This is a genomic window from Bacillota bacterium (assembly GCA_024653485.1).
Taxonomy (GTDB): Bacteria; Bacillota; SHA-98; order UBA4971; family UBA4971; genus UBA6256.
In genome coordinates this window covers 86,863-112,553 of record JANLFY010000009.1, presented here as the reverse complement: position 1 = coordinate 112,553, position 25,691 = coordinate 86,863, and the positions used below count along the sequence as shown (strand labels likewise).

Annotated in this window: 19 protein-coding genes and 1 riboswitch; of the genes, 13 read left to right on the top strand and 6 right to left on the bottom strand. The window is 62.1% G+C overall.

Translation table 11 applies throughout. From position 1 onward, the window contains the following. Window positions 1–17: 17 nt before the first annotated feature. The 7 genes from NUW12_08860 (at window position 18) to NUW12_08830 (ending at window position 9,901) form a co-directional block, all read left to right on the top strand. Entirely contained in the window at window positions 18–1,409 is a 1,392-nt protein-coding gene (locus NUW12_08860; GenBank protein MCR4402875.1) for a pyridoxal-phosphate dependent enzyme, read from the top strand. A gap of 135 nt (window positions 1,410–1,544) precedes the next feature. Next, window positions 1,545–1,648, top strand: a riboswitch (purine riboswitch). A 190-nt stretch (window positions 1,649–1,838) separates the two neighbouring features. Next, window positions 1,839–3,746: a [FeFe] hydrogenase, group A gene (locus NUW12_08855; GenBank protein MCR4402874.1), complete on the top strand. Its 1,908-nt coding sequence runs from the start codon at window positions 1,839–1,841 to the stop codon at window positions 3,744–3,746. 1 nt (window position 3,747) lies between these two features. Further along, window positions 3,748–4,182 carry a 4Fe-4S dicluster domain-containing protein gene (locus NUW12_08850; protein ID MCR4402873.1) on the top strand — a complete coding sequence of 145 codons (435 nt, stop codon included), beginning with the start codon at window positions 3,748–3,750 and terminating at the stop codon, window positions 4,180–4,182. A 6-nt stretch (window positions 4,183–4,188) separates the two neighbouring features. Beyond that, window positions 4,189–6,027: an aldehyde ferredoxin oxidoreductase family protein gene (locus NUW12_08845; GenBank protein MCR4402872.1), complete on the top strand. Its 1,839-nt coding sequence runs from the start codon at window positions 4,189–4,191 to the stop codon at window positions 6,025–6,027. Then, complete coding sequence (locus tag NUW12_08840) at window positions 6,028–7,554, top strand: 5'-deoxyadenosine deaminase (GenBank protein MCR4402871.1); 1,527 nt, start codon at window positions 6,028–6,030, stop codon at window positions 7,552–7,554. It begins immediately after the preceding gene. 264 nt (window positions 7,555–7,818) lie between these two features. Further along, complete coding sequence (locus tag NUW12_08835) at window positions 7,819–8,571, top strand: HesA/MoeB/ThiF family protein (GenBank protein ID MCR4402870.1); 753 nt, start codon at window positions 7,819–7,821, stop codon at window positions 8,569–8,571. A gap of 256 nt (window positions 8,572–8,827) precedes the next feature. Next, the gene (locus NUW12_08830; protein MCR4402869.1) at window positions 8,828–9,901 is read left to right on the top strand and encodes a DMT family transporter; all 1,074 of its coding nucleotides are present in this window, start codon (window positions 8,828–8,830) and stop codon (window positions 9,899–9,901) included. Here NUW12_08830 and NUW12_08825 read toward each other — a convergent pair. The 6 genes from NUW12_08825 to NUW12_08800 form a co-directional block, all read right to left on the bottom strand. Continuing rightward, window positions 9,883–10,965, bottom strand: coding sequence for a tartrate dehydrogenase (locus tag NUW12_08825; protein MCR4402868.1), 1,083 nt, complete (start codon window positions 10,963–10,965; stop codon window positions 9,883–9,885). The genes NUW12_08830 and NUW12_08825 overlap by 19 nt on opposite strands. Window positions 10,966–11,058: 93 nt before the next feature. Next, a complete protein-coding gene (locus NUW12_08820) occupies window positions 11,059–11,499 on the bottom strand; it encodes a tripartite tricarboxylate transporter TctB family protein (GenBank protein ID MCR4402867.1) in 441 nt (146 codons plus the stop codon). Then, window positions 11,486–13,009: a tripartite tricarboxylate transporter permease gene (locus NUW12_08815; GenBank protein ID MCR4402866.1), complete on the bottom strand. Its 1,524-nt coding sequence runs from the start codon at window positions 13,007–13,009 to the stop codon at window positions 11,486–11,488. The genes NUW12_08820 and NUW12_08815 overlap by 14 nt, the downstream gene beginning before the upstream one ends. A 120-nt stretch (window positions 13,010–13,129) precedes the next feature. Beyond that, window positions 13,130–14,095, bottom strand: a complete 966-nt coding sequence (locus NUW12_08810) for a tripartite tricarboxylate transporter substrate binding protein (GenBank protein MCR4402865.1) — start codon at window positions 14,093–14,095, stop codon at window positions 13,130–13,132. 60 nt (window positions 14,096–14,155) lie between these two features. Beyond that, a complete protein-coding gene (larA, locus tag NUW12_08805) occupies window positions 14,156–15,454 on the bottom strand; it encodes a nickel-dependent lactate racemase (protein ID MCR4402864.1) in 1,299 nt (432 codons plus the stop codon). Between the two features lie 422 nt (window positions 15,455–15,876). Then, window positions 15,877–17,874 (bottom strand): sigma 54-interacting transcriptional regulator, encoded by a 1,998-nt coding sequence (locus tag NUW12_08800; protein MCR4402863.1) that lies wholly within the window; start codon window positions 17,872–17,874, stop codon window positions 15,877–15,879. 524 nt (window positions 17,875–18,398) lie between these two features. Between NUW12_08800 and NUW12_08795 the strand changes: the two genes are divergently transcribed. From NUW12_08795 to NUW12_08770, 6 genes are all read left to right on the top strand, one after another. Beyond that, window positions 18,399–18,884 (top strand): response regulator transcription factor, encoded by a 486-nt coding sequence (locus tag NUW12_08795; protein ID MCR4402862.1) that lies wholly within the window; start codon window positions 18,399–18,401, stop codon window positions 18,882–18,884. Window positions 18,885–19,470: 586 nt separating this feature from the next. Further along, entirely contained in the window at window positions 19,471–20,799 is a 1,329-nt protein-coding gene (locus NUW12_08790) for a radical SAM protein (protein MCR4402861.1), read from the top strand. 6 nt (window positions 20,800–20,805) lie between these two features. Further along, window positions 20,806–21,579, top strand: a complete 774-nt coding sequence (locus NUW12_08785) for a CPBP family intramembrane metalloprotease (protein ID MCR4402860.1) — start codon at window positions 20,806–20,808, stop codon at window positions 21,577–21,579. A gap of 101 nt (window positions 21,580–21,680) precedes the next feature. Further along, entirely contained in the window at window positions 21,681–21,905 is a 225-nt protein-coding gene (locus NUW12_08780) for a hypothetical protein (protein MCR4402859.1), read from the top strand. A 127-nt stretch (window positions 21,906–22,032) separates the two neighbouring features. Continuing rightward, window positions 22,033–24,759 (top strand): UPF0182 family protein, encoded by a 2,727-nt coding sequence (locus tag NUW12_08775; protein ID MCR4402858.1) that lies wholly within the window; start codon window positions 22,033–22,035, stop codon window positions 24,757–24,759. After that, a complete protein-coding gene (locus NUW12_08770; protein ID MCR4402857.1) occupies window positions 24,756–25,691 on the top strand; it encodes a hypothetical protein in 936 nt (311 codons plus the stop codon). Before NUW12_08775 ends, NUW12_08770 begins: the two co-directional genes overlap by 4 nt.

Here is a 25,691-nt window from a genome sequence, read left to right as displayed (position 1 = left end):
GGAAAGGTGAGATGCCTATGGCACGTGAGCTGGTTTACGGTCCTACCTTCGAGGAGATGCTTCACCCGGAGATCGTGGACCCTCGAGTGAGGGAGCGTGCAGTCAAGGCGCTCGGTGTGGACGAGCTCGATCCCGTCAACCTGTACAACATCACTTGGAAAGGTCCCGACAACACGGTGAGGTACTTCGTCGTGCCGAAAGAGCTGACCGGGGTAGAGCCCAACGTCATCATGCTGTACGGCAAGGACTTCCCCACCGGCAGCCACAAAGTGGGAGCGACCTACTCCGTGGCCGTCGAGAAGCAGCTTCGCGGGGAGATCCGCCCCGGAGAGCACACCCTTGTCTGGCCGTCTACGGGGAACTACGGAATCGGGGGGGCTTGGGTCGGACCGAGGATGGGATACGATTCGCTGGTCATCCTTCCAGAGCAGATGAGCTCCGAGAGGTTCGAACGGATAGCGCGTTACGGCGCGCGGGCCATCGCGACCCCGGGATGCGAGAGCAACGTCAAGGAGATCTACGACAAGTGCAAGGAGTTGGCCAAGGCCGACCCCGCACGCGTGCGCGTCCTGAACCAGTTCGAGGAGATGGGCAACTACAGGTTCCACTACTACGTGACCGGCAACACCATTGTCGAGGTCGTGGGGGAGCTTGCGCAAAAGGGCGTGGGGAACGGAAGGACGGCTGCGTTCGTGTCTGCAATGGGATCCGCGGGAACGATCGCCGCCGGGGACCGCCTCAAGGAGGTGTTCTATGAGACGCGCATCGTCGGCCTCGAGCCGGTCCAATGCCCGACGTTGTCTTACAACGGATACGGCGCTCACGACATCCAGGGCATCGGCGACAAGCACGTCACATGGATACACAACGTGAACAACATGGACGCCATGATGTGCATAGACGATTTGGAATGCAAGAAAGGCCTCCAGCTGCTGACAGACCCCGTCGGACTCGAGTACCTCGCTGGTGAGCTGGGAATCGATGAGGAGGCAGCTGAGAAACTATCGAGCATCATCGGCATCTCGGGGGTGTGCAACCTCCTCGGCGCCATCAAGACGGCGAAGTTCTACGAATTCGGCCCTGACGACAACATAGTCACCGTCGCAACCGACGCCATCGACAGGTACAGATCGGTCATGAAGGCACTGTCCGAAAGGTGCGGCGCGATGGACCGCGTGAAGGCGGCGAGCAGGCACGAGGCCATATTCCTTTCCGCTAAACTGGACCACATCGTCGAAGGCACGGTGGAGAACAGAAAGCGCTGGCACAACCTCAAGTACTACACGTGGGTCGAGCAACAGGGGAAGACGGTCGAGGAGCTCAACGCCCAGAGGAGCCAGGAGTACTGGATAGCGCAGCGCGAGATCGTGTCGGAGCTCGACGCGATGATCCGCGCCGCCCGCGGATGAGCCGCGGATGAGGCGCCGCCAGCAGGCTGCGGGTGCGCGGCGCCGACAGGCGGCGCCCCGGAGCTCGCGACAACGGCCCTCGTCAATAGGAGGAGTGCTGCGGACTACGCCGAATATTCGTAACAGAGCAACTACATTCCGGTGAAGGCCTGCTCTCATATAGACCTGATAATCTTGGGTTCAGGCGTTTCTACCAGGAGGCCGCAACCGACCTGGCTATGAGGGGGGCGTCTGGTGGTCGTTCGTTCGTTCGATCCCGGCGCTCCCGACGGGTCGGGACGGCCTCCTTGCTGTGGTGGCGGCTACGTGCAAAGAGGAGCCCGCTCTCACGGGGCCCACGTGAGGTCGCATGTATCCTCGAGGTACGGTCAGGACTAGGTGGGAGCGGCAAGACGACAAGGGGAGCATGGGGGACGGGAGGTGAGAGAGATGCCGGAAGTCGTGGTGGACGGTCATTCGTGCTGGGTTCCCGAAGGGACGACCATCCTGGATGCGGCTAGGCACGCGGGGACGCGGGTCCCGGCGCTGTGTTACCATCCGTGGTTGGGGCGGAGCTGGGCGCGAGCGTGCGGAGTATGCGTGGTCGAAGTGGAGGGCAGGGAGGATCTCGTGACCGCGTGCGACCATGTCGTGGAGCCGGGGATGGTCATTCACACGGCGAGCGCGAAGGTGACGGCGAGGCGTCGCGAGGTGGTGTCGTTCCTCTTTGCTCAGCATCCCAGGGAATGCCTCGTGTGCGAGAGGAGGGCGTACTGCGAGCTCAAGAGGCTCGGCGACGAACTCGGGGTGCGAACGCGAAGGCTCGCGGTGACGCGACGCAGACTTGCGGTGGACAGAACGAGCCTCGCGATAGTGCGCGACCCCAACAAGTGCGTGATGTGCGGAAGGTGCGTCGCCGCGTGCATGAAGATGCACGGCGCGACTCCGTACCCCTCCCTGGCCACCGAAGTCGATGGCGCCAGGAGCGCAGTCGAGCGAGCCGGGCCTCGGGCGATCCTCGGTGAGGATTGGGTGGAGTGCCGCGCGCTGGCGTTTGAGGACATGGCGTGCGACACCACGTGCGTAGAGTGCGGGCAATGCGTCGCGGTGTGTCCCACCGGGGCTCTTGCCGAGAAATCCCAGCTAGTGCGAGTGAGGCGCTGGCTTGCGAACCACCGTGTCGTCACGGTGGCCCAGACGGCGCCCGCACTCAGGGCGACGATCGCCGAGGCATGGGGCAAGCCCGCGGGAACGGTGTCGACCGGGCTAATGGTTGCCGTTCTCCGGAAGCTGGGTTTTGACAAGGTGTTCGATACGGCATTAGGGGCGGACCTCACCGCGGTCGAGGAGGCGCATGAGCTCAGGCAACGCCTCGAGACCGGGGGGAAGGTTCCCATGTTCACGTCGTGCTGTCCGGCGTGGGTGAAGTTCGTGGAGAACGAGTATCCGAGCCTGGTCTCGCACCTTTCGACGTGCAAGTCGCCTCACATGATGACTGGCGCCGTCGCCAAGACCGTGCTGCAAGAGACGGACGGCGCGGCCCCAGAGGACGTGCACGTCGTGTCGCTGATGCCATGCACCGCGAAGAAGTTCGAGGCTATGACGGAGCGAAGCGCGCGAGGCGTGCTACGCGACGTCGATTCGGTCCTCACCACGCGCGAGCTGGTCCGCTTGATCCAAGCGGCGGAGATGGACGTGGAGTCGCTGGAGGAAAGCGGGTTCGATGCACCGCTGGGAAGCGCAAGCGGAGCGGGGACGATATTCGGCGCGACTGGAGGCGTCGCGGAAGCGGCGCTCAGGGCGCTTGCCGACGAGCTGGGCGTGGAGCTCGAGGTGGGGCTCGAAGATGGGAGCGCCATAGGCCGCCTTCCGGGACCGGGTGTGATCGCGGCCACGGTGACCCTGGGTCGCCTGATCCTGCGTGTGGCGGTGATCCAGGGCCTGGCCGAGGCGAGGAACGTGCTAGACGACGTGGCGGCGGGGAAGCGGCCTTACGACTTCGTGGAAGTCATGGCATGCCCTGGCGGGTGCGTGGGCGGCGGCGGGCAACCGATTGCGGTGGAACGGGAGGACGGAGACTGCATGCTCGCACAGATGCGGGGTGCCGCGCTTCGCGCCATCGATGGGGCGACCACAGAAAGAAACCCTCGTCGGAACCCGGTCGTGGTGGAGATCTACCGGCGGTTCCTGGGCGAGCCCGGCGGGCCGCGCGCCAAGGAGCTCCTGCACGATCCGGTTCGGCTCGGCGCTCAGACGCTCCGCGCAGGCTCGGGACGGGGACCTCGGGCCTCAGCGAGGCTCGGGGCGAATGACGGTGGCACTAGCGCAGTAGGTCGCGCGCGGGGAGGTGCGCGGTGAGATGGAAGTAGGTGCGGGCGTTGGCGTCCAGGTTGGGGGGAACGACATGGACATCCGGTCGTTCGACCCGGCGAAGTGCACTGGGTGCAGAAACTGCGAGCTTGCCTGCTCCATCGGGCACTTTGGCGTGTTCAACCCGAGACGGGCGCGCATACACGTTCTCAGGCGAGGGAGCGGTGAGGAGATCCGGGTTTGCGACCACTGCGAGGAGCATCCGTGCACTGCGGCATGCAAGAGGCGGGCGCTCGAGTGGGACGACGGTGAGGTATTCGTGAACGAGGCGGCGTGCAACCTATGTGGAGACTGCGTCGCTTCGTGTCCGTCCGGTGGCATAAGCGTATTCGACGGATCTGTGCTCATTTGCGACTTGTGCCACGGTGACCCCATGTGCGTGAGGTTCTGCACCACAGGGGCCCTGGCCCTGAGAGCGAGGTGACGGCGCGTGTCGCATGTGGAAAGGCTCGTCTGGGTGGATCTCACTCGCGGCTGCGCGCGCAAGTCAAGGGTGCCCGAGGAGTGGCGGTCAGGGTACCTGGGAGGCCGCGGGTTCACGTCCAAAGTCCTCTATGATCTCGTCGGTGCTGATGTCGACCCCCTATCCCCCGAGAACGTCCTAACCATCGCGACAGGTCCGCTCGACGGAACGCTCTCCCCCTCGTCTGGTAGGTTCACCGTTGGATGCCGCTCGCCGCTCACAGGGCTCCTCGGGGACGCCAACTCCGGGGGGCATTTTGGTCCCGAGCTGCGCTTCGCGGGGTACGACGCCGTGATAATCCGCGGAAAGGCGAAGCGTCCCGTGTACCTATTCATCGAAGACGATTATGTGGAGCTGCGCGACGCGTCGCACCTCTGGGGACGAGGCGTGTTCGACACCACAAGACTCCTTGAAGACACGCATGGGAAGGACATCAAGGTCATCGCGATAGGCCAGGCGGGTGAGAACCTGGTCCCCTACGCGAACATCATGGCAGCGGGCCACAACGCCGCGGGGCGCACCGGAGTCGGAGCAGTGATGGGGTCGAAGAACCTGAAGGCCGTCGCGGTGCGTGGATCAGGAGACATCCCCGTGGCTGACGACGAGAGGTTCCTGGCGAAGGTCCGCGAGTGTCACACGAAGCTCATGGCGGATCCGACCTACGCTGACTTCTCCGAGTACGGAACGCTCATCCTCGTGGACATCGCCCAGGCGAGCGGGGGTCTATCCACGAAGAACGCGCAGCTCGGCTTGTTTGATCGTTACGATGAGATCTCGAGCCACGTGTACCAAGATACATACAAACTCGCTTCGAAAGCGTGTTTCTCGTGCATACTCCACTGCAAGAACTATGCTCGCGTTCCGAGCGGGCCGTACGAATGCGAGAACATGGGCCCGGAGTACGAGACAATGGTCACGCTTGGAAGCAGAGTGGGCGTGGGCTCACTCGACGCGATCCTCAAGGCCAATCAGCTCGCCAACGACTATGGGATCGACACGATCTCCGCAGGCACGAGCATCGCGTTCCTCATGGAGTGCTCTCAACGCGGTCTTATCGATGAGGAGTACGAGTGGGGCGATGCGGACTTCGTTATCGAGTGCCTCCACAAGATCGCCCGTCGCGACGGCGTAGGGGCGCTGTTGGCGAAGGGCGTCAAGGCGATGTCCTCCGAGATTCCCGGGAGCGAAGGGTTCGCTCTCCACGTGAAGGGGCTCGAGCTTCCGGCGTTTGATGTGCGAACAGGCAAAGGATTCGCTCTCGGCGAGGCCGTGGCGAGCAGAGGCGGCGACCACCTGCGGGCTCTTCCGAACTTTGAGCTCCTGAGCAAGACGAGGGAGGAGGGGATTCGTTGGTTCGGAACCCCCGATTGCGTCAACCCGTACACGGAAAAGGGCAAGGTGGGCATGGTAATATGGCATGAGAACTATGGCGCCGTGTGCGACTCTGCGGAGATATGCAAGTACTGCACGTTCGCGACATATGCCATCCTGCCCCGGGATGTGGCGGATCTCCTGACATTCGCGACCGGGCGACAGCACTCCGAGGCCGAGCTCCTATCGATAGGTGAGAGGATAGTCAATACGGAAAGGGCGTTCAATCTAAGGTGCGGCATGACGCCGCGCGATGACACTCTTCCGAGGCGGTTCCTAGAGGAAGGCCTCCCCGGGGGGCCGGCGAAAGGAGTTACGGTCAATCTTGGGGAGCTGCTTCCCGAGTACTACTCCGAGCGAGGCTGGACCAAAGACGGCGTTCCCACCCGCGAGAAGCTCGAGGAACTCGGAATAGAGGAGAAGGGAGTGGCGTAGGTGGCGAAGATCCTCATTCGCGGCGGAACCGTTGTGACCATGAACCGAGAGCGCGAAGTGCTTGACTGCGCTGACGTCCTCATAGATGGGCACCGCATAGCCCAAGTCACGCGCGAGGGCTCCTCGTCAGCAAGCATGAAGCGCCTCGGCTTTGAGAGAGTGCAATGGGTGGGTGACGCGCTTCAGGGAGGCACGAGCCCTCGAGGGGGGGACGTTGAACCAGCGTGGGCACGGCAGGACGCGATGCAGCGCTTCGCGGACGACGGCGAGGCGATGGGTGCGGAGGTTCACGTGCTTCCAACCGGGGCTCACAGACATGACGTGGACATAGTGATAGACGCGTACGGAAAGGTTGTGCTTCCGGGGTTCGTCCAGGCGCACGTGCACCTCTGCCAGACCCTCTTCAGGGGACAGGCTGACGACCTCGAGCTCCTGGACTGGCTGAAGAAGCGCATATGGCCGTTGGAAGGCGCTCACGATGAGGAGAGCGTGTATTGGTCTGCCATGCTCGGCATTGCGGAGCTCGTGAAAGGCGGGACCACGTCCGTCATCGACATGGAGACCGTTCACCACACTGAGAGCGCGTTTTGGGCGATCGACTCGTCCGGCATCCGTGCCGCGTCCGGAAAAGTCATGATGGATTGGGGCAAGGACGTACCGTCGAGCCTCATGGAATCCACCGAGGACTCTCTCCGCGAAAGCGAGGCCCTTCTCGATCGGTGGCACATGCACGATGACGGCAGGATACGCTACGCCTTCGCACCGAGGTTCGTGGTATCGTGTTCGGATAGGCTCCTCGTGCGCGTGCGCGACATGGCGAAGGAGGCGGGGGTCCTCGTGCACACGCACGCGTCGGAGAACCGCGGCGAGATAGAGGTCGTTTGGCGAGACAGAGGCATGAGGAACCTGGTATGCCTGCGCGAGTTGGGACTCACCGGGCCGAACCTCGTGCTCGCTCACTGCATCTGGCTGGACGACGAGGAAATGGCGATCCTGCGCGATTCCGGCACGAAGGTCGTGCACTGCCCGTCGTCGAACCTGAAACTCGCTTCGGGGATCGCGAAAGTGCCTGAGATGCTCGACATGGGAGTGTCCGTGTCCATAGGCGCCGACGGCGCGCCGTGCAACAACAACCTCGACGTGTTCCAGGAGATGCGCCATGCCGCTCTCATACAGAAGGTCCGTCTGGGGCCCGCCGCCATGCCGGCTCAGACTGTGCTCGAGATGGCGACGATCGGTGGGGCACGGGCCATGGGCATGGAACACGAGATTGGCAGCATAGAGCCGGGAAAGCGAGCCGACGTCGTGGTGCTCGACCTCGAAGCGCCTCATGCGGCTCCAGGAGAGGGTGTGGACGTGGTGTCGCGGGTGGTGTACGAAGCCAACGCTTCAGACGTGGACACGACCATAGTGGACGGGCGTGTCTTGATGTACGGGAGGAGACTCCTGTCTCTTGACGAAAATGAAGTACTACGTGAGGCAACGAGAGCGCTTCGGCGGGTCTTGGCGAGAGCGGGTTGCTCGTGACTCAAGTTTCTCATGCACGGAATGCGACAGCGCGTCGCAAGCCGGAACGGGAAGACCGGTTGCGGGCCGGACCGGGCGGATCGCAGCTCGGTCCGGTGTCATTGAGAGGCAGATGGGTCCGCCTGGTCTGCCGGGCATTGCGAGGCGCAGCCACGCCGGACAGTCGGGCCGGGTGCGGGTGCGGGTGCCGCATGGCCTCTGCCAGGGACGGACGCCTCGGCCGAGGGCGACCGAGGAGGAAAGTGCGCGGGCGGTGATGAGGACATGCTCACAAGCGAGGAGAGGATGCGCTATTCCAGGCAGCTTGTGATGCCCGAGGTAGGGGAGGCGGGCCAAGCGAAGCTGCACGCGGCCAAGGTGCTCGTGGTGGGGACGGGCGGCCTTGGATCGCCGGTGGCCATGTACCTCGCCGCCGCGGGAGTGGGGACTCTCGGACTGGTGGATTCAGACGCGGTGGAACTGTCCAACCTGCAAAGGCAGATTCTGCATGGTGTTGACGAGCTGGGCCTCCCAAAGGTGGAGTCGGCGAGACGAGCGCTGGCGCGGCTCAACCCCGGGGTCCACGTGGTGCCGCATCGGATGGCTGTCACTGACAAGAACGCGGCCGCGCTCATTGAGCCATACGATGTGGTCGTGGATGCCGTGGACAACCTCGAGACCAGGTACTTCGTGAACGACGCGTGCGTGGAGGCTCGCAAGCCACTGGTCGAGGCGGGCGTGATGAGATTCGACGGCATGGTGCTGACCGTCATCCCCGGGCAAGGCCCCTGCTACCGGTGTGTGTTCCCGCAACCCCCTCCTCCGGGGGCGGTGCCTTCGTGCCGCGAGGCTGGGATCATGGGGGCGGTCCCGGGTGTGATAGGCAGCATCGAGGCCCTTGAGGCAATCAAGGTGATCTTGGGGCTGGGACAACCTCTCGTCGGGCGGCTGCTTCTGTTTGATGGGCTCGCGATGGCATGGCGAGAGGTGGTCGCCGCGCGCGACCCCAACTGTCCGGTCTGCGGCCGGATGAGCTGAATCCCGGCCAATGACCCTGACCAGGGTTGCGTGAAAAGCCCAAGGGACTGGCGAGAGCCGCGCTGCGGGATTGGGATGGGCTGGGCGCACGACGCGGCGACTGCGCCGTGCCCACGCCGCGCCTACGCCGCGACCACGCCGGGACTCGCGCTGTGCCGGGGCAGGCTGGGTTTCTGGGAAGTCCTTCGGGGCAGTTGAGGCGGTGCGTTGAAGCGGCTGCACATGAGGCAGCACGTGAGGCGAATGAAGGAGAGCAATGACGGAGAGCCAAGAACGGAGGTGTGCTGCAACGGACACTGACGTGGCAGGGACGAAGGGGCAGGCGATGGCGCGTCCGTCGAGGGCTCCAGGTGTGGTTGCCGGCCGTCCGACGGTCGCTCCGTGGCTCGCCATAGCCGTGGGGGTCATCGCGGTGTCATCCGCGTCGATCTTCGTGCGCCTGTCGTCCGCGCCTCCGCTGGTGATCGCCACATGGCGGATGGGGCTTGCCACGCTCCTGCTGGCGCCACCCGCGCTCGTGGGCGGTCGGCGCGAGATAATGGCGATGCGCCTCAAGGACCTCGGCCTTTCGGTCCTCGCGGGCGGCCTCCTCGCGGTCCATTTCGGCGCGTGGATGACGTCTCTCGCGCTCACCTCCGTTGCAAGCTCCGCCGTGCTCGTGGAGACGCATCCCCTTTTCGTGATGCTCGCGAGCCGCCTCATCTTCCGCGAGACTGCGCCGGCAGCGGCCGTGGTAGGGGCGATCGTAGCCGCTGTCGGATCGGCCACGATCGGGCTGGGCGACTCCGCGGCTGCCGACTCCGCTCTACTGGGCGACATGCTCGCCATTCTGTCGGCGGCGATGTTCGCGGGATACGTGATCGTGGGACGGGAGGTCAGGCAGCGGCTGTCCACTGCGCCGTACGCCTTTGTGGTCTACGGCGTCTGCTCGTTCGTCCTCGGCGCCGGGTGCTTGGTCGTGGGCGCGCGCGTCCACCCGCATCCCGTCTTTGATTACGTGCTTTTCCTCGCCCTTGCAGTCGTTCCAACCATTTTGGGGCATACCGTGTTCAACTGGGCACTCCGGTACGTCAGCGCCTCTGTGATATCCGTAAGCGTCCTCGGGGAACCGGTGGGCGCCACGCTTCTGGCGATGGCCGTGCTCAAAGAGAAGCCCCCGGCCACTGCGATCGCAGGGGGCGCTCTCGTGCTTTCAGGGATAATACTGTTCACTCTGTTCAGTTCCCGGTCTCCCGCCAGTAAGCCGCGGAACCGGGCTAGAGGGCGGCCGTGCGTTGCGCCTCGTGCCCTACCCGCCCAGCCGGCTAGGCGTTACCCCGCTAGCCGGTAAAGGCTCTCGCATACCGCATCGCCTACCTCAGACGTGGTCGCCGTTCCACCCAGGTCGAACGGCTTCGGCGCATCGTCGAGGAGAGTCCGTTCTATGGCGGACATGACCAAGGCCCCGACATCCTCGTAGCCCAGGAAATCCAGCATCATGGCGGCGGCCCAGATCGTGGCGATGGGGTTCGCTATCCCTTTGCCGGCTATGTCAGGCGCCGAGCCGTGGATCGGCTCAAACATCGATGGGTACTTCCTCTCCGGGTTCAGGTTTGCGCCTGCTGCAAGGCCGATACTGCCCTGGATTGCCGCGCCCTCGTCCGTCAGGATGTCTCCAAAGAGGTTCGTCGCGACGACCACATCGAACCACTCCGGCTTGGTGATCACGTACATGGCCGCTGCGTCTACGTGGGTCTGTACCGCCTCAATGTCTGGGTAGTCTCTTGCCACGGTGTGAAAGACCTCGTCCCAGAACACCATGCTGTAGTTGCAGGCATTCGATTTCGTAACGGATATGACGCGCCTCGCCTTCTGGCGCTTTCTTGCCAGCTCAAAGGCATATCTGACGACACGCTCCGTTCCGTGACGCGTGAACACATTGCTCTGAATGGCGACCTCGAACGGCGTTCCGACGTGCACCCTGCCTCCGACTCCCGAGTACTCCCCCTCTGTGTTCTCGCGGACGACCACGAAGTCGATGTCTTCCGGGCCCTTGCCCACGAGTCGCCCAGGGACGCCGCGAAGCAGCTTCACTGGTCTGAGGTTCACATACTGGTCGAAGGTCTTGCGGATTGGAAGCAGGAGACCCCAGAGGGAAACATGGTCTGGAACCAACCCGGGAGCTCCGACCGCCCCCAGGAGTATGGCGTGGTGATCTCTAAGCGCGTCAAGGCCGTGTTCATCCATCATGCGACCCTGCTTCAGATAGTACTCGCAGCCCCAGGAGTACTCCACGAAAGTCAGCGCCATTCCCCCATGTACTTCGCCGGCGGCCCTCAGCACCTTGACCGCTTCCGCGGTCACTTCGGGACCGACTCCGTCGCCCGGAATCACAGCTATGCTCATGTTGTCCATGTCTGCAATCCCCCAAACGTGTTTCCGTCAACTTTGCGCCTGACGTGGTTGCGCATACCCGCGCGCCACTGCTCGTCCGCCCCTCAGGCCTCTTCAGAACAACAAACCGGGAGGCAAGGGGACATCGAGCAGGTTGGCGAAGACTGCATAGAAAACACCGATCTCGATGGCGATGACAGCGAATGAAGTCGCGAGGGCTTGAGGCTGACGAACTCTGCTGTCAACAAGCACCGCGAAGACGGTGGACACCAGCACGCTTGCTACGTAGAACCCTGCGATCGGAATGAGAATGAGCCATGAGATCATGAGTCCTACAGCCATCCCGAGGGTTCGCATGTTCGGAAGCTTCAGGGGTTTCTGCGGACTCCTCCCAGTCAGCGTCATGATGAGCAGGCAGACGGACATCACGACTGCTAGCGCAAGGACCCATTTCGGGAACAGGGCATCCGCGCTCTCAAGGCCTCTGAGCTGGACGCCGAAGATGACTGCCACGGCCATCACTACCAAAGCGGCTATGCGGTCACCGCTCGACATATGCGCCCTCCTTCCGTCGACGACGCCCCGCGGAGTATGACAAGTATGGCCATGCAAACGAAATCAGCGTCATGAGGATCAGGATGATCGATATGGGACTCCTGACGAATACGAGCCAGGGATGCTGCCACGCCCTTGAGATGAGAAGCGACTGTAAGAGACCCTCCTCGATGATTGGCCCGAGGATGAGGCCGAGCACTATCGGGGCTGGGTTGAAGTCGAGTTCCTTGAGGACGTACCCTATGATTCCACACGCGAGCATGACCCACACATCCGTCATGTTGTTTCGAATTGCGTATGACCCGATTATGCTCAGGAAGACTATGGATGGAGCGAGGAATCTCAAGGGCATGCGCGATACGAGTCTGTGAAGAGCTGTCCCCACGGCGAGGCCCACCGCCAGCATCATGAGGGTGGCGATGAAGAGAGAGAAAATGAAACCGTACGTGATATCAGCATGCAACCGGAACAGCTCTGGCCCGGGTCGGAGCCCTTGGAGCAGAAGGCCTCCGTATATGACGGCGTCCACAGGTGTACCCGGTACTCCCAGGGTGAGAAGGGGAATCAACCCGCCTCCGACAGTAGCGTTGTTGGATGTCTCGGTGGCGATCAGGCCATCAATGATCCCGGTGCCAAACTTCTCAGGGTGTTTCGAAGCACGCACCGCTTCGTTGTACGCTATGAGGTTGGCGATGTTGCCGCCCGCGCCTGGCACGATGCCCACGATCGTCCCGATTACGCTGGAACGCAAGAGATTTCCCGGCTGGCGCAACACCTTCTGTACCGTCGACCTGATGACGCCTTTCTGCTTCCCGAGACGCACGGCTTCATAGGCCTGCGCTCCCTGGAGCACAAGCGAAAGGACTTCGGGTATGCAGAACAGCCCGATGAGGGCGCATACCAGTTGGACTCCGCCTTGTAGGGCCGGCTCACCAAACGTGAAACGCACGTTTCCTCCGACGGGACTGATGCCGACCATACCTATCAAGAGACCTACGGCCCCGGCGACGAGCCCTTTGAGGACCGACTTCGATGCAAGGCTCGATATTACGCTGAGCCCGAAGATGCCGACCCAGAAGTACTCGGGAGGGCCGAACCGCAGGGCGACGCGAGCAAGGGGCGGCGCCAGGAAGGCAAGCACGGCGATCCCGAACAGCCCGCCGATGACCGAGGATATCGTGGCGACGACTATGGCTTCCTGACCCCTACCGGCCTTTGCCATGGGATAACCGTCGAAACAAGTCCCGATCGATGAGGGAGTCCCCGGCGTGTTGATGAGTATTGCGGAGAAGCTGCCACCGTATATCGCCGACATGTAGATTGCGCCCATTGTCACGAGGCCGGTCAACGGCGGCAACACAAACGTGAATGGGATTACGAGGGCGACCGCCATCGTGGCCGTGAGACCTGGCAGCGCGCCTGCGATGAGGCCGCCGACGGTGCCTGCGAGCATCAAGAGGAGATTGCCGGGAGACAGAACCTGGATAATCCCGGACACTATAGCGTCCATTCGTATCACCATCCTCACCTGGCTGACTGTGATTCCGACCGAGGGTCGGGGCAGGCGGGGGAGTCCGCGGACCTGCCCCGACTGTGCGCGCCACGCTTCGCACGTCCTCGTGCACTTCGCCTACTTCAGCACGCCGAGGTCCTTGAGGAGTTTCTCATAGTAGGGACGCCTCGACTGAACGAACTTCTCGTACTCTTCGGGCCCCATGAACTCGAGATCGAACGCCATCTCCTGCATCTTCTTCTGAAAGTCCGTGTTGCGGTTTACCTTATCGAATGCGTCGGCCAGTATCTTGACGATGTCATCAGGTGTATTCGGGGGAACGGAGACTCCTCGATACGCTCCTTCAACTATGTCGTAGCCAAGCTCTCTGAACGTGGGAGCGTCAGGCAAGACAGCCGAGCGCTTCTCAGCCGCGACCGCCAGCACACGCATTTGGTCCTTGTACTGAACAGCCATAGTCGTGTACGTCATGAGTCCTGTTACGTGGCCTCCGAGCAACGCGGGGACGACTGCGCCCGAGCCGCTGAATGGTATGTAGGTCAACTTGATACCGGCCGCCTGATTGAGCTCGAGAACGCCTAAGTGGTTGGCGGACCAGCTCCCGCTACCCCCGAGGGTCACCACCTCCGGGTGCTCCTTGGCGTAGTCTACGAGGTCCTTGAGTGTCTTGAAGGGGCTATCCTTCCTTACGACGAGGGCGTTCGGGGTACTCTCGAAGCAATAGACTCGTTTGAGTTGCTCGGTCTTGTACCCCGCGTCTCCGCGCTGCAACGGCTGGAGTATCGTATGGGGCAAGTTGTCTCCCGCCATCGTGTACCCGTCGGGTTTCGAGCGTACCAGCTCTGACCAGCCGACGGCGCCTCCGCCTCCGGTCTTGTACGAGATGACCACTTTCACCCCAAGGACCTGCTCGAGGAAAGGCTGTTGCAGCCGCGCCGTTATGTCTGACTCTCCACCGGGGTCGAAGCAAATCAGATAGTTTACGGGTTTCTCGGGAAACTTCGCGGCTGCGGACACCACGGAACCGATCAGAGTCAGCGAAACGACCACGCACACCGCAACGACTCTCGTTACAAGGCGCATTTCCCTTACCTCCCTGAAGTTCGTGTGTTCGTCGCAGTTCGACTTCGTTTCCACACAGCGTCAAGGGGTCTGCAGTATGGGACGATCCTCGACATCACCTCCCGGGACGGGGATAACGTTTCCTGCGCACGGCATCACGACTGACTCATACTCGCTCCCATGCTTTGACCTTACCATCTCGAGCGCCTGATCAAGGCTCCTGGCGGGGGTCATGAAGAGCTTTCGCACGAAGGCTTGGTCGAGAGAGGAGACCAGGATTACTTCCTTATCCCGCAGCACTCTGGCCAGACTGTACGCCTTGTGCCCCCCAAGCTCGAACCCGGCGGCGAAGCGGCTGAAGATGTCATCAAGGCTCTGCGCGTTCATCATCCAACTCTCGAAGGTCTGCTCTCCGCATCCTTCCGGGCACTCAGCCAGAAGCACGATGGTGCCTCCGCGTCTCGTCGCGCGTTCGGCGTTGTCGATGGCCTTCTGCGCCTGATAGACGTTGATGTCCTTTGGAAACCCGCCCGCGCTGGCAATCACCACGTCAACCTCCCGTGCCACAGGGGCAACGACGAAACGCGAGCACATCTCCACTCCCTCGAGCCACGCACTCTCAACGTCACCCGCCACTACACCCGCCGTCTTTCCAAGCCCATCGGTCACTGTGTTCACGATGAAATGCACACCGACCTTGCGTGCGGCTTCGACCATCTCGATGTGGACCGGGTTTCCCTCCAGGTTGCACACAGTGGCCGCTTTGGAGGTCATGAGGGAGTGATTGTGTGAGATGGAGCCTCGACCTGATACGCCTGGAAGTATTGCTTTCCTGCCGCCGGAGAATCCAGCGAAGTAGTGGGGCGAGATGACCCCGGTGGCCAAGACGAAGTCCGCCTCGAGCACGAGTCGATTCACATAGAGCTCCGTTCCGAAGCTGAGCCGACCGAGATGGACCAGGCGGGTCTGGTCGTCGCAATCGTGATTTGCGACCTCGTACCTGTCGCAGACGTCCCCGCCCAGTGTCAGCCGGAGCTCTTCGGCTGTCATCCCGCGGTGGATCCCGGTAGCGACGACGAGCGTCACGTGGGTGTCGGGCACGCCCGCCCTTCGGATTTCGCCTAGAAGGGGTGGCAAGACGTCGGCGTAGGGTGTAGGCCTGGTGACGTCGTTGACGATGATAGCGACCCTTCTGCTTCGCGTGCGTGTCACTTCTTCGACAAGGCTGCGGACGCCCGTCGGGCATCTGAGCTTGTGGAGAACCTCAGCACGGAGATCTGGAAGGCGTTCGGCCTCCTTGCCCAGCAGGACTTGGGTTTTTCCGAGCTTGTCCAAGTCTAGGGAGACGCTGGACCGGCCATACCTCAAGTCCAGAACCACGGGAACATCACCTCGCCTTCAAAGTCGCGTCGCCGATTCCTCTGTAGACGTCTCGTTCAGCTTGGTGCACGGACCCAGCTCACTCGTCCGGTCTCACTGGGGACCGGGAGAGGGTAGTAGCGGCGACCATGCATCACCGTAAGACGTTCGCAAGTGGCGTGCCAGTGTTTCGGGGGTGCCGAACTGTGGCTGAGGACTTGGGTGAACGTGACCTCGCGGCGTGCGGGTCGGCTGCCGCATGTTGCAGAAGGGCAGCGTCGATATTGCGACAGTGCAACGTACCGCGAACAACATCGGTCGGTCTGCGGCCGTGCGTCTGCTCACACCGAATGGCAAACGAGAGGGCGAGGGTGCAGGTGGCGTCCTCTGCGCGATCGTGGTGAGTACATTGCGCGACTGCCCGCGAGCCGAGCACCACGTGGTTATGAGCCCGGGCTGCTGTCTCGGCGTGCGCTGTGATGTTGGCTGGCGGTGTCGTTTCTCAGCTTGCGCCACAGCGTGGTGCGATCGATTCCGAGGCGACGAGCGGCCTCGCTTCTGTTGCCGTGACACTCTCGGATGGCACGGGCGATGCCTTCGCGTTCTGCCGCCTTGACAAGGCTCTGGAGGTCTGCTCGGAGTTGGGTCGGGTCATCCAGGCCACCAGTGGACGAAACTGAGTCTTCCCCCAAGGCGTCAAGCACGTGGCTCGGTGTGATGATCCCGTCATCGGAGAGAACCAGGCACTTCTCCACGGCATTCTTTAGCTCTCTTACGTTGCCGGGCCATGCGTGAGCCGACAAAAGAGAAAGGGCTTCGTTGGCGAAACCTTGGAAAGCCTTTCCCAGCTTGCGCGATAGAGTCTTCGCGAACGCGTTCGCGAGAAGAGGTATGTCCTCCCGCCGGTCGCGCAAGGGAGGTACTACTAGCTTGAGGACATCAAGGCGGTAGTACAGATCCGGTTGGAAGACACCCTCCGCAACGAGCTTGCGAAGGTCCTTGTTTGAGGCGGCGATTATGCGGACATCCACTGGTATAGTTCGGTCGTCGCCGAGCCGCATGACCTCCCTTTCCTGGAGGACCCTGAGAAGGCGAACCTGGAGACGCAAAGGCATGCCACCGATTTCATCGAGGAAGATCGTTCCGTGGTGAGCTAGCTCAAACAGACCCTGTTTCCCTTCTCGCTTGGCTCCTGTGAAGGCACCTTCAACGTACCCGAACAGTTCGCTCTCAAGCAGGCTCTCCGGAAGCGCGGCGCAGTTCACGGCGACGAACGGCCCGTCACGCCTGGCGCTTGCGTTGTGGATGCTCTGGGCGAAAAGCTCTTTTCCCGTTCCCGTCTCTCCGAGAATGAGGACCGTGGAGTCGACGCTCGCGAACCGTTTCGCCTTTGCGACAGTGGCCTGGATCGCGCTGCTACCCCCCACAACGTCTCCGAACGTGAACCGAGCCACGTGGCCACGGGCATAAAGACGTTTGCGGAGGTCCTTCTCCAGGGCCTGTAGTCTGCCGATGTCCTGGAATGTGCCGATCGCTCCCACACACAGACCGTCGACTATGATGGCCACGCGAGTCACGCTGACGAGGGTTCCGTTCACGCGGCACACTTCAGGTGCTGCAGGCCGCGGTCGAGAGCCGGCAGGGTGCTCACGATGGCCGCTCTGCCGTTGCGAGGCGGTCGCCAGGACTCCGGCGAAGTCAACGCCAGGTAGAACCTCGCTCACGTGGCGTCCCATTGCATCGGCGACGGAAAGGCCGGTCAGTCGCTCGGCTGCCTCGTTGAATACCGTGATGTGTCCTGCGGCGTCTACAGAGATGATTCCGTCTGATACGTTATCTACGATGAGCTTGAATTGCTCTGTCCGAGCCATCTCGTGCTTCTTCACCCACAAGACACGAAGTGCTTCATCAATGGCCTGCCTGACGGCCTCGGGACCGGACTCTATGAGGACGGCTTTGGCGCCGTGCCGTTCGGCGGTCCTCACCGTGATCACGCCGCCTATGAGGACATCGACCCCGTCATCAATTGCGGTTCGCACCATTCTATCCGCGTCCAGGGCCCGTTCCAGGAGAAACTCCTTTATGTCCACGTCCATGGCGTCGCTCAGCGTGCTTGCCCCCAGCACCATGTTCTCGAAGCCCACGATGCCTATGTGGCGGCCGAAGCACTTTGCCCGTGCAACAGCCCGAACCACGTCGTAGGCGGTCACTCGGATCTCCACTACGGGAAGGCCCAGGTCGCGAGCGTCTTGAAGAATGAGCGCTGTCCCGCCGCGGCTGATCAGGACCTGCACCCCTTCTTTCTTGAGACGCCGCGCGACCTCTGGCGCGTCGCCCAATAGCGCGCGCTCTACTCTCACAGGCTTTCCAATGCTGCGTAGGACGTCCTGAGCCACCGTGGCGAGGTTGTCATACGGCGCTATGAGCGCGATATCGGGCATCTCTGTCACCCCATGATTTAGGTTATAGGGGGTTTCTCCGAGACTCGGCGCGTTTCCTTCCAGACCTGACGGCAGGCGGGCCCTTGACCTTCAGGCTGAGGCGCTCTTGCTGACTAGGTTTGGCAATACGGCGTGCGGCGGCGTAGTCCGAACAGCCGGATCGCAGTTGTCTTGAACCCACCGAGCTGCGACGACGGTGGCACGGCGTAGTGGTGACGCTCGGGCGCTTGGAAGGCGCGGCCACCGACAGCGGCCAACGATGGCTCTTGATACAAGTTCCCCTCGGTGGTCGGCTCGGTCCGCCCGGCGGCCACCGACACCTGCCGACACCAACTCTTGACACCGCTGCCGAAAGATGGTAATATGCTATGTGCATGGGATAGAACGCCAAAGATGGGAGAAAGTGGCCACAGGCGGCCAGGGGCGAGTCGTGTCGAGGAACCGCATGTGTGTCCGTGGTGAACGCTGACTGCCACTGAGCTGTCGCCTGGACTTTCTGGTAGAGCTTCACTGGAGGGAGGACAATGGGCAGGTTGAGGGTACTGGTACTCGACGAGTGCCATGCTGATGGACCGTTCGACCCGGGATGCCCCGTTTCACCGGGCGACATAGAGGTCGTCGGCACTTTGAGGATAGCACCGCGTTCAGTCCCGATAGACCTCATTGCAGGTGCCGACGGCCCACTTGCGGGCGCCGGTGGGCAATCGGTGCTACGGGAGGCAGCACTGGGTTTACAGAATACCCATGCCGTCTCAACGACAGAGGGGGCCAGGGGAGCCTCCGCAGGGGAGGGTGGGTCCGCGGACAGGGACCCGTCGGTGTATCTTACTAGAACGGAACTGGACGTGCTTCGACTGCTCGCGAAAGGTCTGAGGAACAAAGACATCGCCAGAGAGCTGTACATCAGCGTAAACACCGTAAAGACGCACGTGGCCAGCATATTCAGGAAGCTCAGGGTGAAGAACCGCTCGCAGGCGGTCATGTACGTATACAGCCGAGGCCGGCGATGACCCTGGGTTCATCCGTTGGAGCCATCATAAGTCGCCCGTTCAGGCAATGGTGCGGCGACCCCCCTGTTGATAGACTGGGATCGCCAGAGGCGACCTGAGCCGGCCCAGGCAAGCATGTGCAGCTCGCCCGCTGCTGACGCGGGGAAAGGGGGTGGACCGCGTGTACGGGAGGCTTGGTGGGAAAAGACTCAGGATAGACCTTGCGATCGACGGGTACTGCTTTACCTTCAGGCTGTGGGGCCATAGGGTCACGATAGGGTGAACGTCGTGCCGGCTGCACGGGCGGGCGGGGAGACGATCAGAGTCCTACTCGCCGCCCGCCTCCGTTTCCGATGCTTTCCTTGCGTTCACCTGCCGCTTGCACTGGGCAGGGCGAGCCTGCAGGAGTCGCCGGAGGCAGAGCTTCGGCCGAAGTCTGTTCGGATCCCCACGGCGGACCGCATGGCGACGCGCGCGAGGGGCGAAGCTTCGGGTCCGGCGAGCAAGAGGGTCAGGGAGCCAGGCGTGCTTCTCCACACCATGGATCCACGAGCTCGGTACGCCGCGCTCCGGAAGGGCGGTCTCATCGTGGAGGAGGCGTGCGACCATGGACGGGAAGGTATACGTGCTCAACCCGGCTGTGCGGGTATGCGAGTTCCAAGACCAGCGCGTGCTGGTAAACCCGGCGAACAGTGAGTGGATCAAGCTGAGCGTCGAGGCGTTCGAGCTGGTCGAGAACATAGAGGGTCTCACAGTGGGCGAGCTCGTGACCACGGCGTGCGTCCGACGAGGCGCCCGCTGCGAGGACGTGAGGGCGCTCCTCGGTTACCTGTGTTCTGCCGGGTTCATGGTTGAGGAAGGACACGAAGAGAGGCCAGGCCGGATTCACTTCAACATCACAGAAAGGTGCAATCTTGCCTGTCCGACCTGTTACTTTGGCGCCGGAGGCTTGCCGGGCAATGACGCTCTCTCAACGCGCGAGGTTCTGGCGGTCCTAGACGCCTTGGCGGAGGCACGACCTCGCTCCCTTGTGATCAGCGGCGGGGAGCCATTTGTTAGGAAGGACATCCGCGAAATACTCGACTTCGTGCGAGGCAGATTTGACGATGTGCTGCTTCTCACGAACGGCTGCTTGATTGGCGCGAGAGAGGCCGAGTGGGTTCGCGAGTCTGGGGCTAGGGTGCAAGTGAGCGTTGAGTCGGACGATCCCTCCGTGCACGACGCTGTGAGGGGGAAAGGCGCTTTCAACGCCGCTATCAGAGGGATAAGTGCCCTTCTGTCGGCGGGAGTCGACAAGATCGAAATAGTCCCAACCCTCACACGAAGGAATCTCCCGGACATCCCCGGCATTCTGAGGCTAGCAAAGAGCCTCGGTGTCGGCTATCATTTCAGCCTGTTCATGCCCGTCGGACGGGGAGCGTGCCATGCCGCGGACCTCTCGATTCCGCCGCGGGAGCTGTTGTCGTGCCTCGCCTCGCTCATCACGCAGGCCTCTCGCGGCTCGGGAGACCATGCCCCGGGGCTTGAGTCATGTGCTCCCATTGACCTGCGCGCTAAGGCTGGGTGCGGGGCCGGTCACGGTGTGCTCAGCGTCGGTCCCGAGGGAGTGGTTTACCCGTGTCCGCTCATGCATCGGCCCGACATGTACCTCGGAAGACTTCCGGACGACTCTCTTTCGAAGATGCGCCGGTCGGGAAGGAACGTTGTCCCTGATGTAACCCGAGTGCCAGGTTGCTCTCGGTGCGATGTGGCATACTTCTGCGGCGGGGGATGTCGCGCCAACGCGCTGGCCCAAGGCGGCACCGTGTTCTCGGTCGACCCTTATTGTGAGTTCTACAGAGCAGCTTTCAGGGCAGCGTTGTGGGGATGGCGCGAGGATCGGTCGGCTGACGAGAACGTCAAGACAGTGGTGGCCGCCCTCGTCGATGGGTTGTGATCGAAGGTGACATGGATCGTGTACTTTGCCCTGGTTCTTAGCTTCGCGACCAGGATGGCGCACGACCTTCGCGGCCTGGAGGCGACACGCGAGGACACCGAGAGAGACGAGACGGTCGATGGCGTGCCATTGATCGGAACGGCTCTACTTGTCATCGGCTGGGGCGTATGTGGGGAGGAGCCACTCGGCGCGTTCGGGCTCTCGGTCTCGCTACTAGGCAAGTGTCCGTGGCTCTGGATGCTCGGCGTGTGGTCCGCGGCATTCCTAGTGGGCAGGGTGATGGAGGCTCATCTGTTCCGACCAGACCTGATTCCCCTTGTGGCCAGTGGGACGATTAACCCCGGCGGGACATACCTGAGCCTAAGACGCGGCAACCTCAAGCATACCGCGATGATGGCAGCGGCACTTACGTTCTCGCAGACGTTCGTCGAGGAGTTCTTCTTTCGAGGGCTTGCGGTTCTGGGGGTGGGCCGGGCCCTTGCGGGTCTCGGTGTTCCACCAGCCGTTGCCTTCATGTCTGCTGTGGTGGCTTCATCCGTCGCGTTCGGGCTCGTGCACTTCCTTCCCATGAGGCAAGCCACTCGAGGCAAGAGCGCGCTCCTGGCGTCGTATGCCCTCGCCGTGCCATTGAGCTTAGGCGTCGTGTTCTGTCTGCTGAACGAGATGGCCGGGTCTCTGTGGCCCGGCTGGCTCGTCCATTGGTGGCTCAATTACTCGGCCTTTGTCTGGAACAAGGCGGGAGGGCGATGGGAGCAGTCGCCCGCTTCGCGCTCAAGGTGACGCGGGGGTCGTCCACTGGGCGGGCTTACGGTGGATGGCGTGGGGGCGCCTCTGAATCGACGCGCCCTCACCAGTCTAGATCCCACGGAGGAGGCATCGGGATGGAACCCTGGACGATCAGGAAGCGGCTCATAGACGCATGCCTCGCGCTCGGACACATATGCACGGTCGAGGCAAAGTGGTCGGACGACCCTGAGGTCAGAACGGCCATGGTCCAGCACGCCATCGGTTTCCTCGACGCGGCTCGATGCTTCTTGAAGACGCGCCCCAGCACCCACGGACAGCCATGGTCAGAGAACGCGCAGCAGGAATCACATACCCACTGAAGAAGCATAACAAAGTATGAACGTGGAGAGGGCGACGGGGTCCTGATAGCGACCACGACGCGCGCTTCGCCCAGAGGCAGTCTCTTGGACGGTCTGTCCGCGCAGGAGCACACACGGGGGGAATGTCATGGTCCGACGCTACGTTGGTCTATTCGTGGTTGCTTTGGTCGTTGGCACAGCCGCGTCACTACGTGGGATCGCGACTTTCTTCACCGACATACTGTGGTTCCGCGAGGTCGGGTATCTGCAGGCGCTTTGGGTTCCAGTGCTCTCCCGGCTGGCGCTTGGCTTCGTCATTGGTGCCGTCTTCTTCGTCTTTGTCTTCGTCAACCTCAGGCTCACTGAGGCAAGCATTCGGAGGTCCGCGTCTCTCTCTCAGCAGTTCGGCATCCCCGCCCACATCGTGGGACAGAGGGTTAGGGTGGGTTTCCTCATCCTCAGCACGACTCTGGCTGTGCTCGTGGGGCTCGGCAGTTCCTCGCACTGGATGGTCGTCCAGCAGTTCCTGCACCGGGCACCGGCGGGAGTGAAGGACCCGCTGTTTGCACTGGATATCGGGTTCTACCTCTTCGTCCTGCCGCTCTACAGACTCGTGTACTCTTTGCTTATGACCCTTACAGTTATGACCGCTTCCCTTGTCACAGCGATCTACGTCCTCACGAGGACTCTCTCGCTGGGGAGCGCGGGCGTGATCGGAAGCCCGCTCGCAAGGCGACATTTGATTGGCCTCCTCACGCTGGGATTCTTGCTCAAAGCGTGGGGGTACCGACTTGCCACCATAGGCCTTGTGTACTCACCTCGCGGCGTGACCTTCGGGGCAGGTTATACCGACGTGCACGCCCAGATGCCGGCGCTGGGCATCCTTTCGGCGATGGCCGTTGTCGTAGGTCTCCTGCTGCTTGCCAACCTCTTCGTTCGAGCCGAGAGACTGGCTCTTGGGGCAATCGGGGCAATGGCTATAGCGTCGTTCCTGTTGGGGACCGCGTATCCCGCTGTCGTCCAGAGACTCTCGGTGGAGCCAAACGAGCTATCGAGGGAACAACCCTACATCAAGTACAACGTCGACGCCACAAGAGCTGCGTTCGGTCTTGACGCAATCGAGGTCCAGCCTTTTAGCGTTCGCAACGACCTCAGCTTCAGCCGGCTCATGACTGTTCATCGGGACACTGTGGAAAGCATTAGACTGTGGGACTGGCGTCCCCTCGCGCAGACTTACAAACAGCTGCAGGAATTCCGCGTTTACTATGATTTCAACGACGTCGACATCGATAGGTACGTCATGAACGGACGGCCGCGCCAAGTCGCGCTGTCCGCGCGCGAGCTGTCAGTCGGCGAATTGCCCGATCAGGCGAGGACCTGGGTGAACGAACGCTTCGTGTATACGCATGGTTACGGCCTTGCCATGAGCGACGTGAACGAGGTCTCCGCGGAGGGGCTGCCGAGGTTCGTGATACAGGACATCCCGCCCAAGAGCGACCGGGGCTTCGAGGTTACTCGCCCCGAAATATACTACGGCGAGCGCACAGATGACTACGTCGTCGTGGGCACGTCCGCCCGTGAGTTCGATTACCCGACCGGTGAGGCCAATGTGTATACGAGGTACGAGGGACATGGCGGTGTCCAGGTCTCTTCTCTATTGAGGAAAGCCGCGTTCGCTGCGAGGTTCGGGAGTCTGAAGTTCCTCATGTCCACTGACATGACCCCGGAGAGCCGGGTCCTGTACAAGAGGAACATCCGCGACCGCGTGATGAGCATCGCACCCTTCCTTCTGTACGACGGGGACCCGTACTTGGTGCTTGCGGACGGCAAGCTTTTCTGGATATGGGACGCGTACACCGTGAGCACCCGTTACCCCTACTCTCAGCCTCTCGAGGATGGGATCAACTACATCCGCAACTCCGTCAAGGTAGTCATCGACGCGTACAACGGTGACGTGGAGTTCTATGCCACCTCCGCCGACGAGCCGATTCTGAAGAGCCTGTCCGGGGTGTTTCCTGGCATGTTCAGACCGCTCGAGCAGATGCCGGGTTCACTCAAGGGTCACATCCGGTACCCTGAGGACCTCTTTACCATTCAGGCTCGAGTTCTCAACGCGTACCACATGACGGACGCGGAAGCGTTCTACAAGCGCGAGGACTTCTGGGACTTCCCCGAGGAAGTGTACGGAGGGGAACGCCAGAGCGTCCGACCATACTACATTCTCATGAGCACGCCGGGCGGCACGAGACCGGAGTTCCTTCTCATCCTGCCATTCACGCCGTCTGGCAAGGACAACATGATCGCCTGGCTCGCGGCGCGAAACGATCCTCCACACTACGGTGAGCTCGTGCTGTACACATTCCCCAAGGACCAGCTCGTGTACGGACCCATGCAAGTGGAGGCGAGGATAGACCAGGACCCCGCCATCTCGGAGGCTCTAACGCTGTGGAGTCAACGCGGGTCAAGGGTGGTGCGAGGGAACCTACTGGTCATCCCGGTGGAGAATTCCATTCTGTATGTGGAGCCGCTCTACCTCCTCGCGGAACGGAGCGAGCTCCCAGAGCTGAAGAGAGTGATAGTCGCTTTCGGAAACACTGTCGCCATGGATGCCACGCTGCAGGGAGCGCTCGCCTCGGCGCTCGGCGCCACACCCGAAGGGCGGCGCGCGGCTCCGGTACCCGAGCAGGCGGCACAAGCCCCCACGAAAGGGGCTCCCGACGAGGCCGACGAACTCATGTCGGATCTCACGGCCCGGGCGGTCCGAGTATATGACGAAGCCGGCGCTCGACTTCGTGCGGGCGACTTCGCGGGATTCGGGGAATCCCTGGCGGAGCTGGGTACACTGTTGCGAGAGCTAGAGGAAAGGGCGAAGTGATCTTGACTCGGCCTACGATAGAGATACACAAGAGCGAGGCGATCATCTCAGGCATCTCACCGTTTGACCTCAAAGAGACTCTGGATTCCGGACAAGCCTTCAGGTGGAACAAGGAGGAAGAGGCGTTCGTAGGGGTGGTGCGCGGTAGGGTGCTCCGCGCAAGGCAGGAAGGAGACTCCCTCGTCCTAGTGGGGCCGGCAAGTGAGGACGACGTTCGGCTCGCGGTTGAGTACTTCTCCCTCGACACCGATCATGCAAGCATCGAAAGACGGCTCTGCGAGATAGATCCGGTGCTCGAGTGCGCGGTGGGGGCGTTCACAGGCTTGCGTCTGCTAAGGCAAGAGCCATGGGAGTGCCTGATTTCGTTCATCCTCTCTGCGAGGAATGCCATTCCGCTCATCCGGCGCACGGTGGAACGCATTGCGAACGTGTACGGCGATCCCATTGCGGGAGAGGATGGCGTGCGAGATGACTGCGGTGGGTCCAGGGCGGCCCTGTATTACAGTTTTCCGACCGCGGGTAGGCTGGCGTCGGCTGACGTCCTAGACCTCGTGAAGTGCGGAGCGGGATTCAGATCGCGGTACGTGAAAGCTGCGGCTGAGAGGGTTGCGTCCGGCGACATAGACTTCGCCGGTCTCCGGGTGCTCGGGTACGACGGCGCTAAGGAGGCGCTCATGCGCCTCGACGGCGTGGGCGAGAAGGTCGCCGATTGCGTGCTCCTGTTCTCACTCGGGTTCCCTCAGGCTTTCCCCATAGACGTGTGGATGACGAGGGTGATGCGGTACTGCTACTTCGGGGGCAGCAAAGTATCTACCGCCACGATATCGCACTTCGCCCGGGAGAGGTTCGGAGACCTCGCGGGCTATGCCCAGCAGTACTTGTTTCATTACGCCCGCAGGAGACTCGCGCTCGAGCTCCGTGCCATGGAATGA

Coding starts and splice junctions, on each gene's coding strand:
- NUW12_08795 (MCR4402862.1), top strand. CDS start 18,399: ATGGGCAGGTTGAGGGTACTGGTACTCGACGAGTGCCATGCTGATGGA.
- NUW12_08810 (MCR4402865.1), bottom strand. CDS start 14,095: ATGCGCCTTGTAACGAGAGTCGTTGCGGTGTGCGTGGTCGTTTCGCTG.
- NUW12_08780 (MCR4402859.1), top strand. CDS start 21,681: ATGGAACCCTGGACGATCAGGAAGCGGCTCATAGACGCATGCCTCGCG.
- NUW12_08830 (MCR4402869.1), top strand. CDS start 8,828: ATGACGGAGAGCCAAGAACGGAGGTGTGCTGCAACGGACACTGACGTG.
- NUW12_08855 (MCR4402874.1), top strand. CDS start 1,839: ATGCCGGAAGTCGTGGTGGACGGTCATTCGTGCTGGGTTCCCGAAGGG.
- NUW12_08775 (MCR4402858.1), top strand. CDS start 22,033: ATGGTCCGACGCTACGTTGGTCTATTCGTGGTTGCTTTGGTCGTTGGC.
- NUW12_08800 (MCR4402863.1), bottom strand. CDS start 17,874: ATGCCCGATATCGCGCTCATAGCGCCGTATGACAACCTCGCCACGGTG.
- NUW12_08825 (MCR4402868.1), bottom strand. CDS start 10,965: ATGGACAACATGAGCATAGCTGTGATTCCGGGCGACGGAGTCGGTCCC.
- NUW12_08820 (MCR4402867.1), bottom strand. CDS start 11,499: ATGTCGAGCGGTGACCGCATAGCCGCTTTGGTAGTGATGGCCGTGGCA.
- NUW12_08815 (MCR4402866.1), bottom strand. CDS start 13,009: ATGGACGCTATAGTGTCCGGGATTATCCAGGTTCTGTCTCCCGGCAAT.
- NUW12_08835 (MCR4402870.1), top strand. CDS start 7,819: ATGCTCACAAGCGAGGAGAGGATGCGCTATTCCAGGCAGCTTGTGATG.
- NUW12_08790 (MCR4402861.1), top strand. CDS start 19,471: ATGGACGGGAAGGTATACGTGCTCAACCCGGCTGTGCGGGTATGCGAG.
- NUW12_08850 (MCR4402873.1), top strand. CDS start 3,748: ATGGAAGTAGGTGCGGGCGTTGGCGTCCAGGTTGGGGGGAACGACATG.
- NUW12_08860 (MCR4402875.1), top strand. CDS start 18: ATGGCACGTGAGCTGGTTTACGGTCCTACCTTCGAGGAGATGCTTCAC.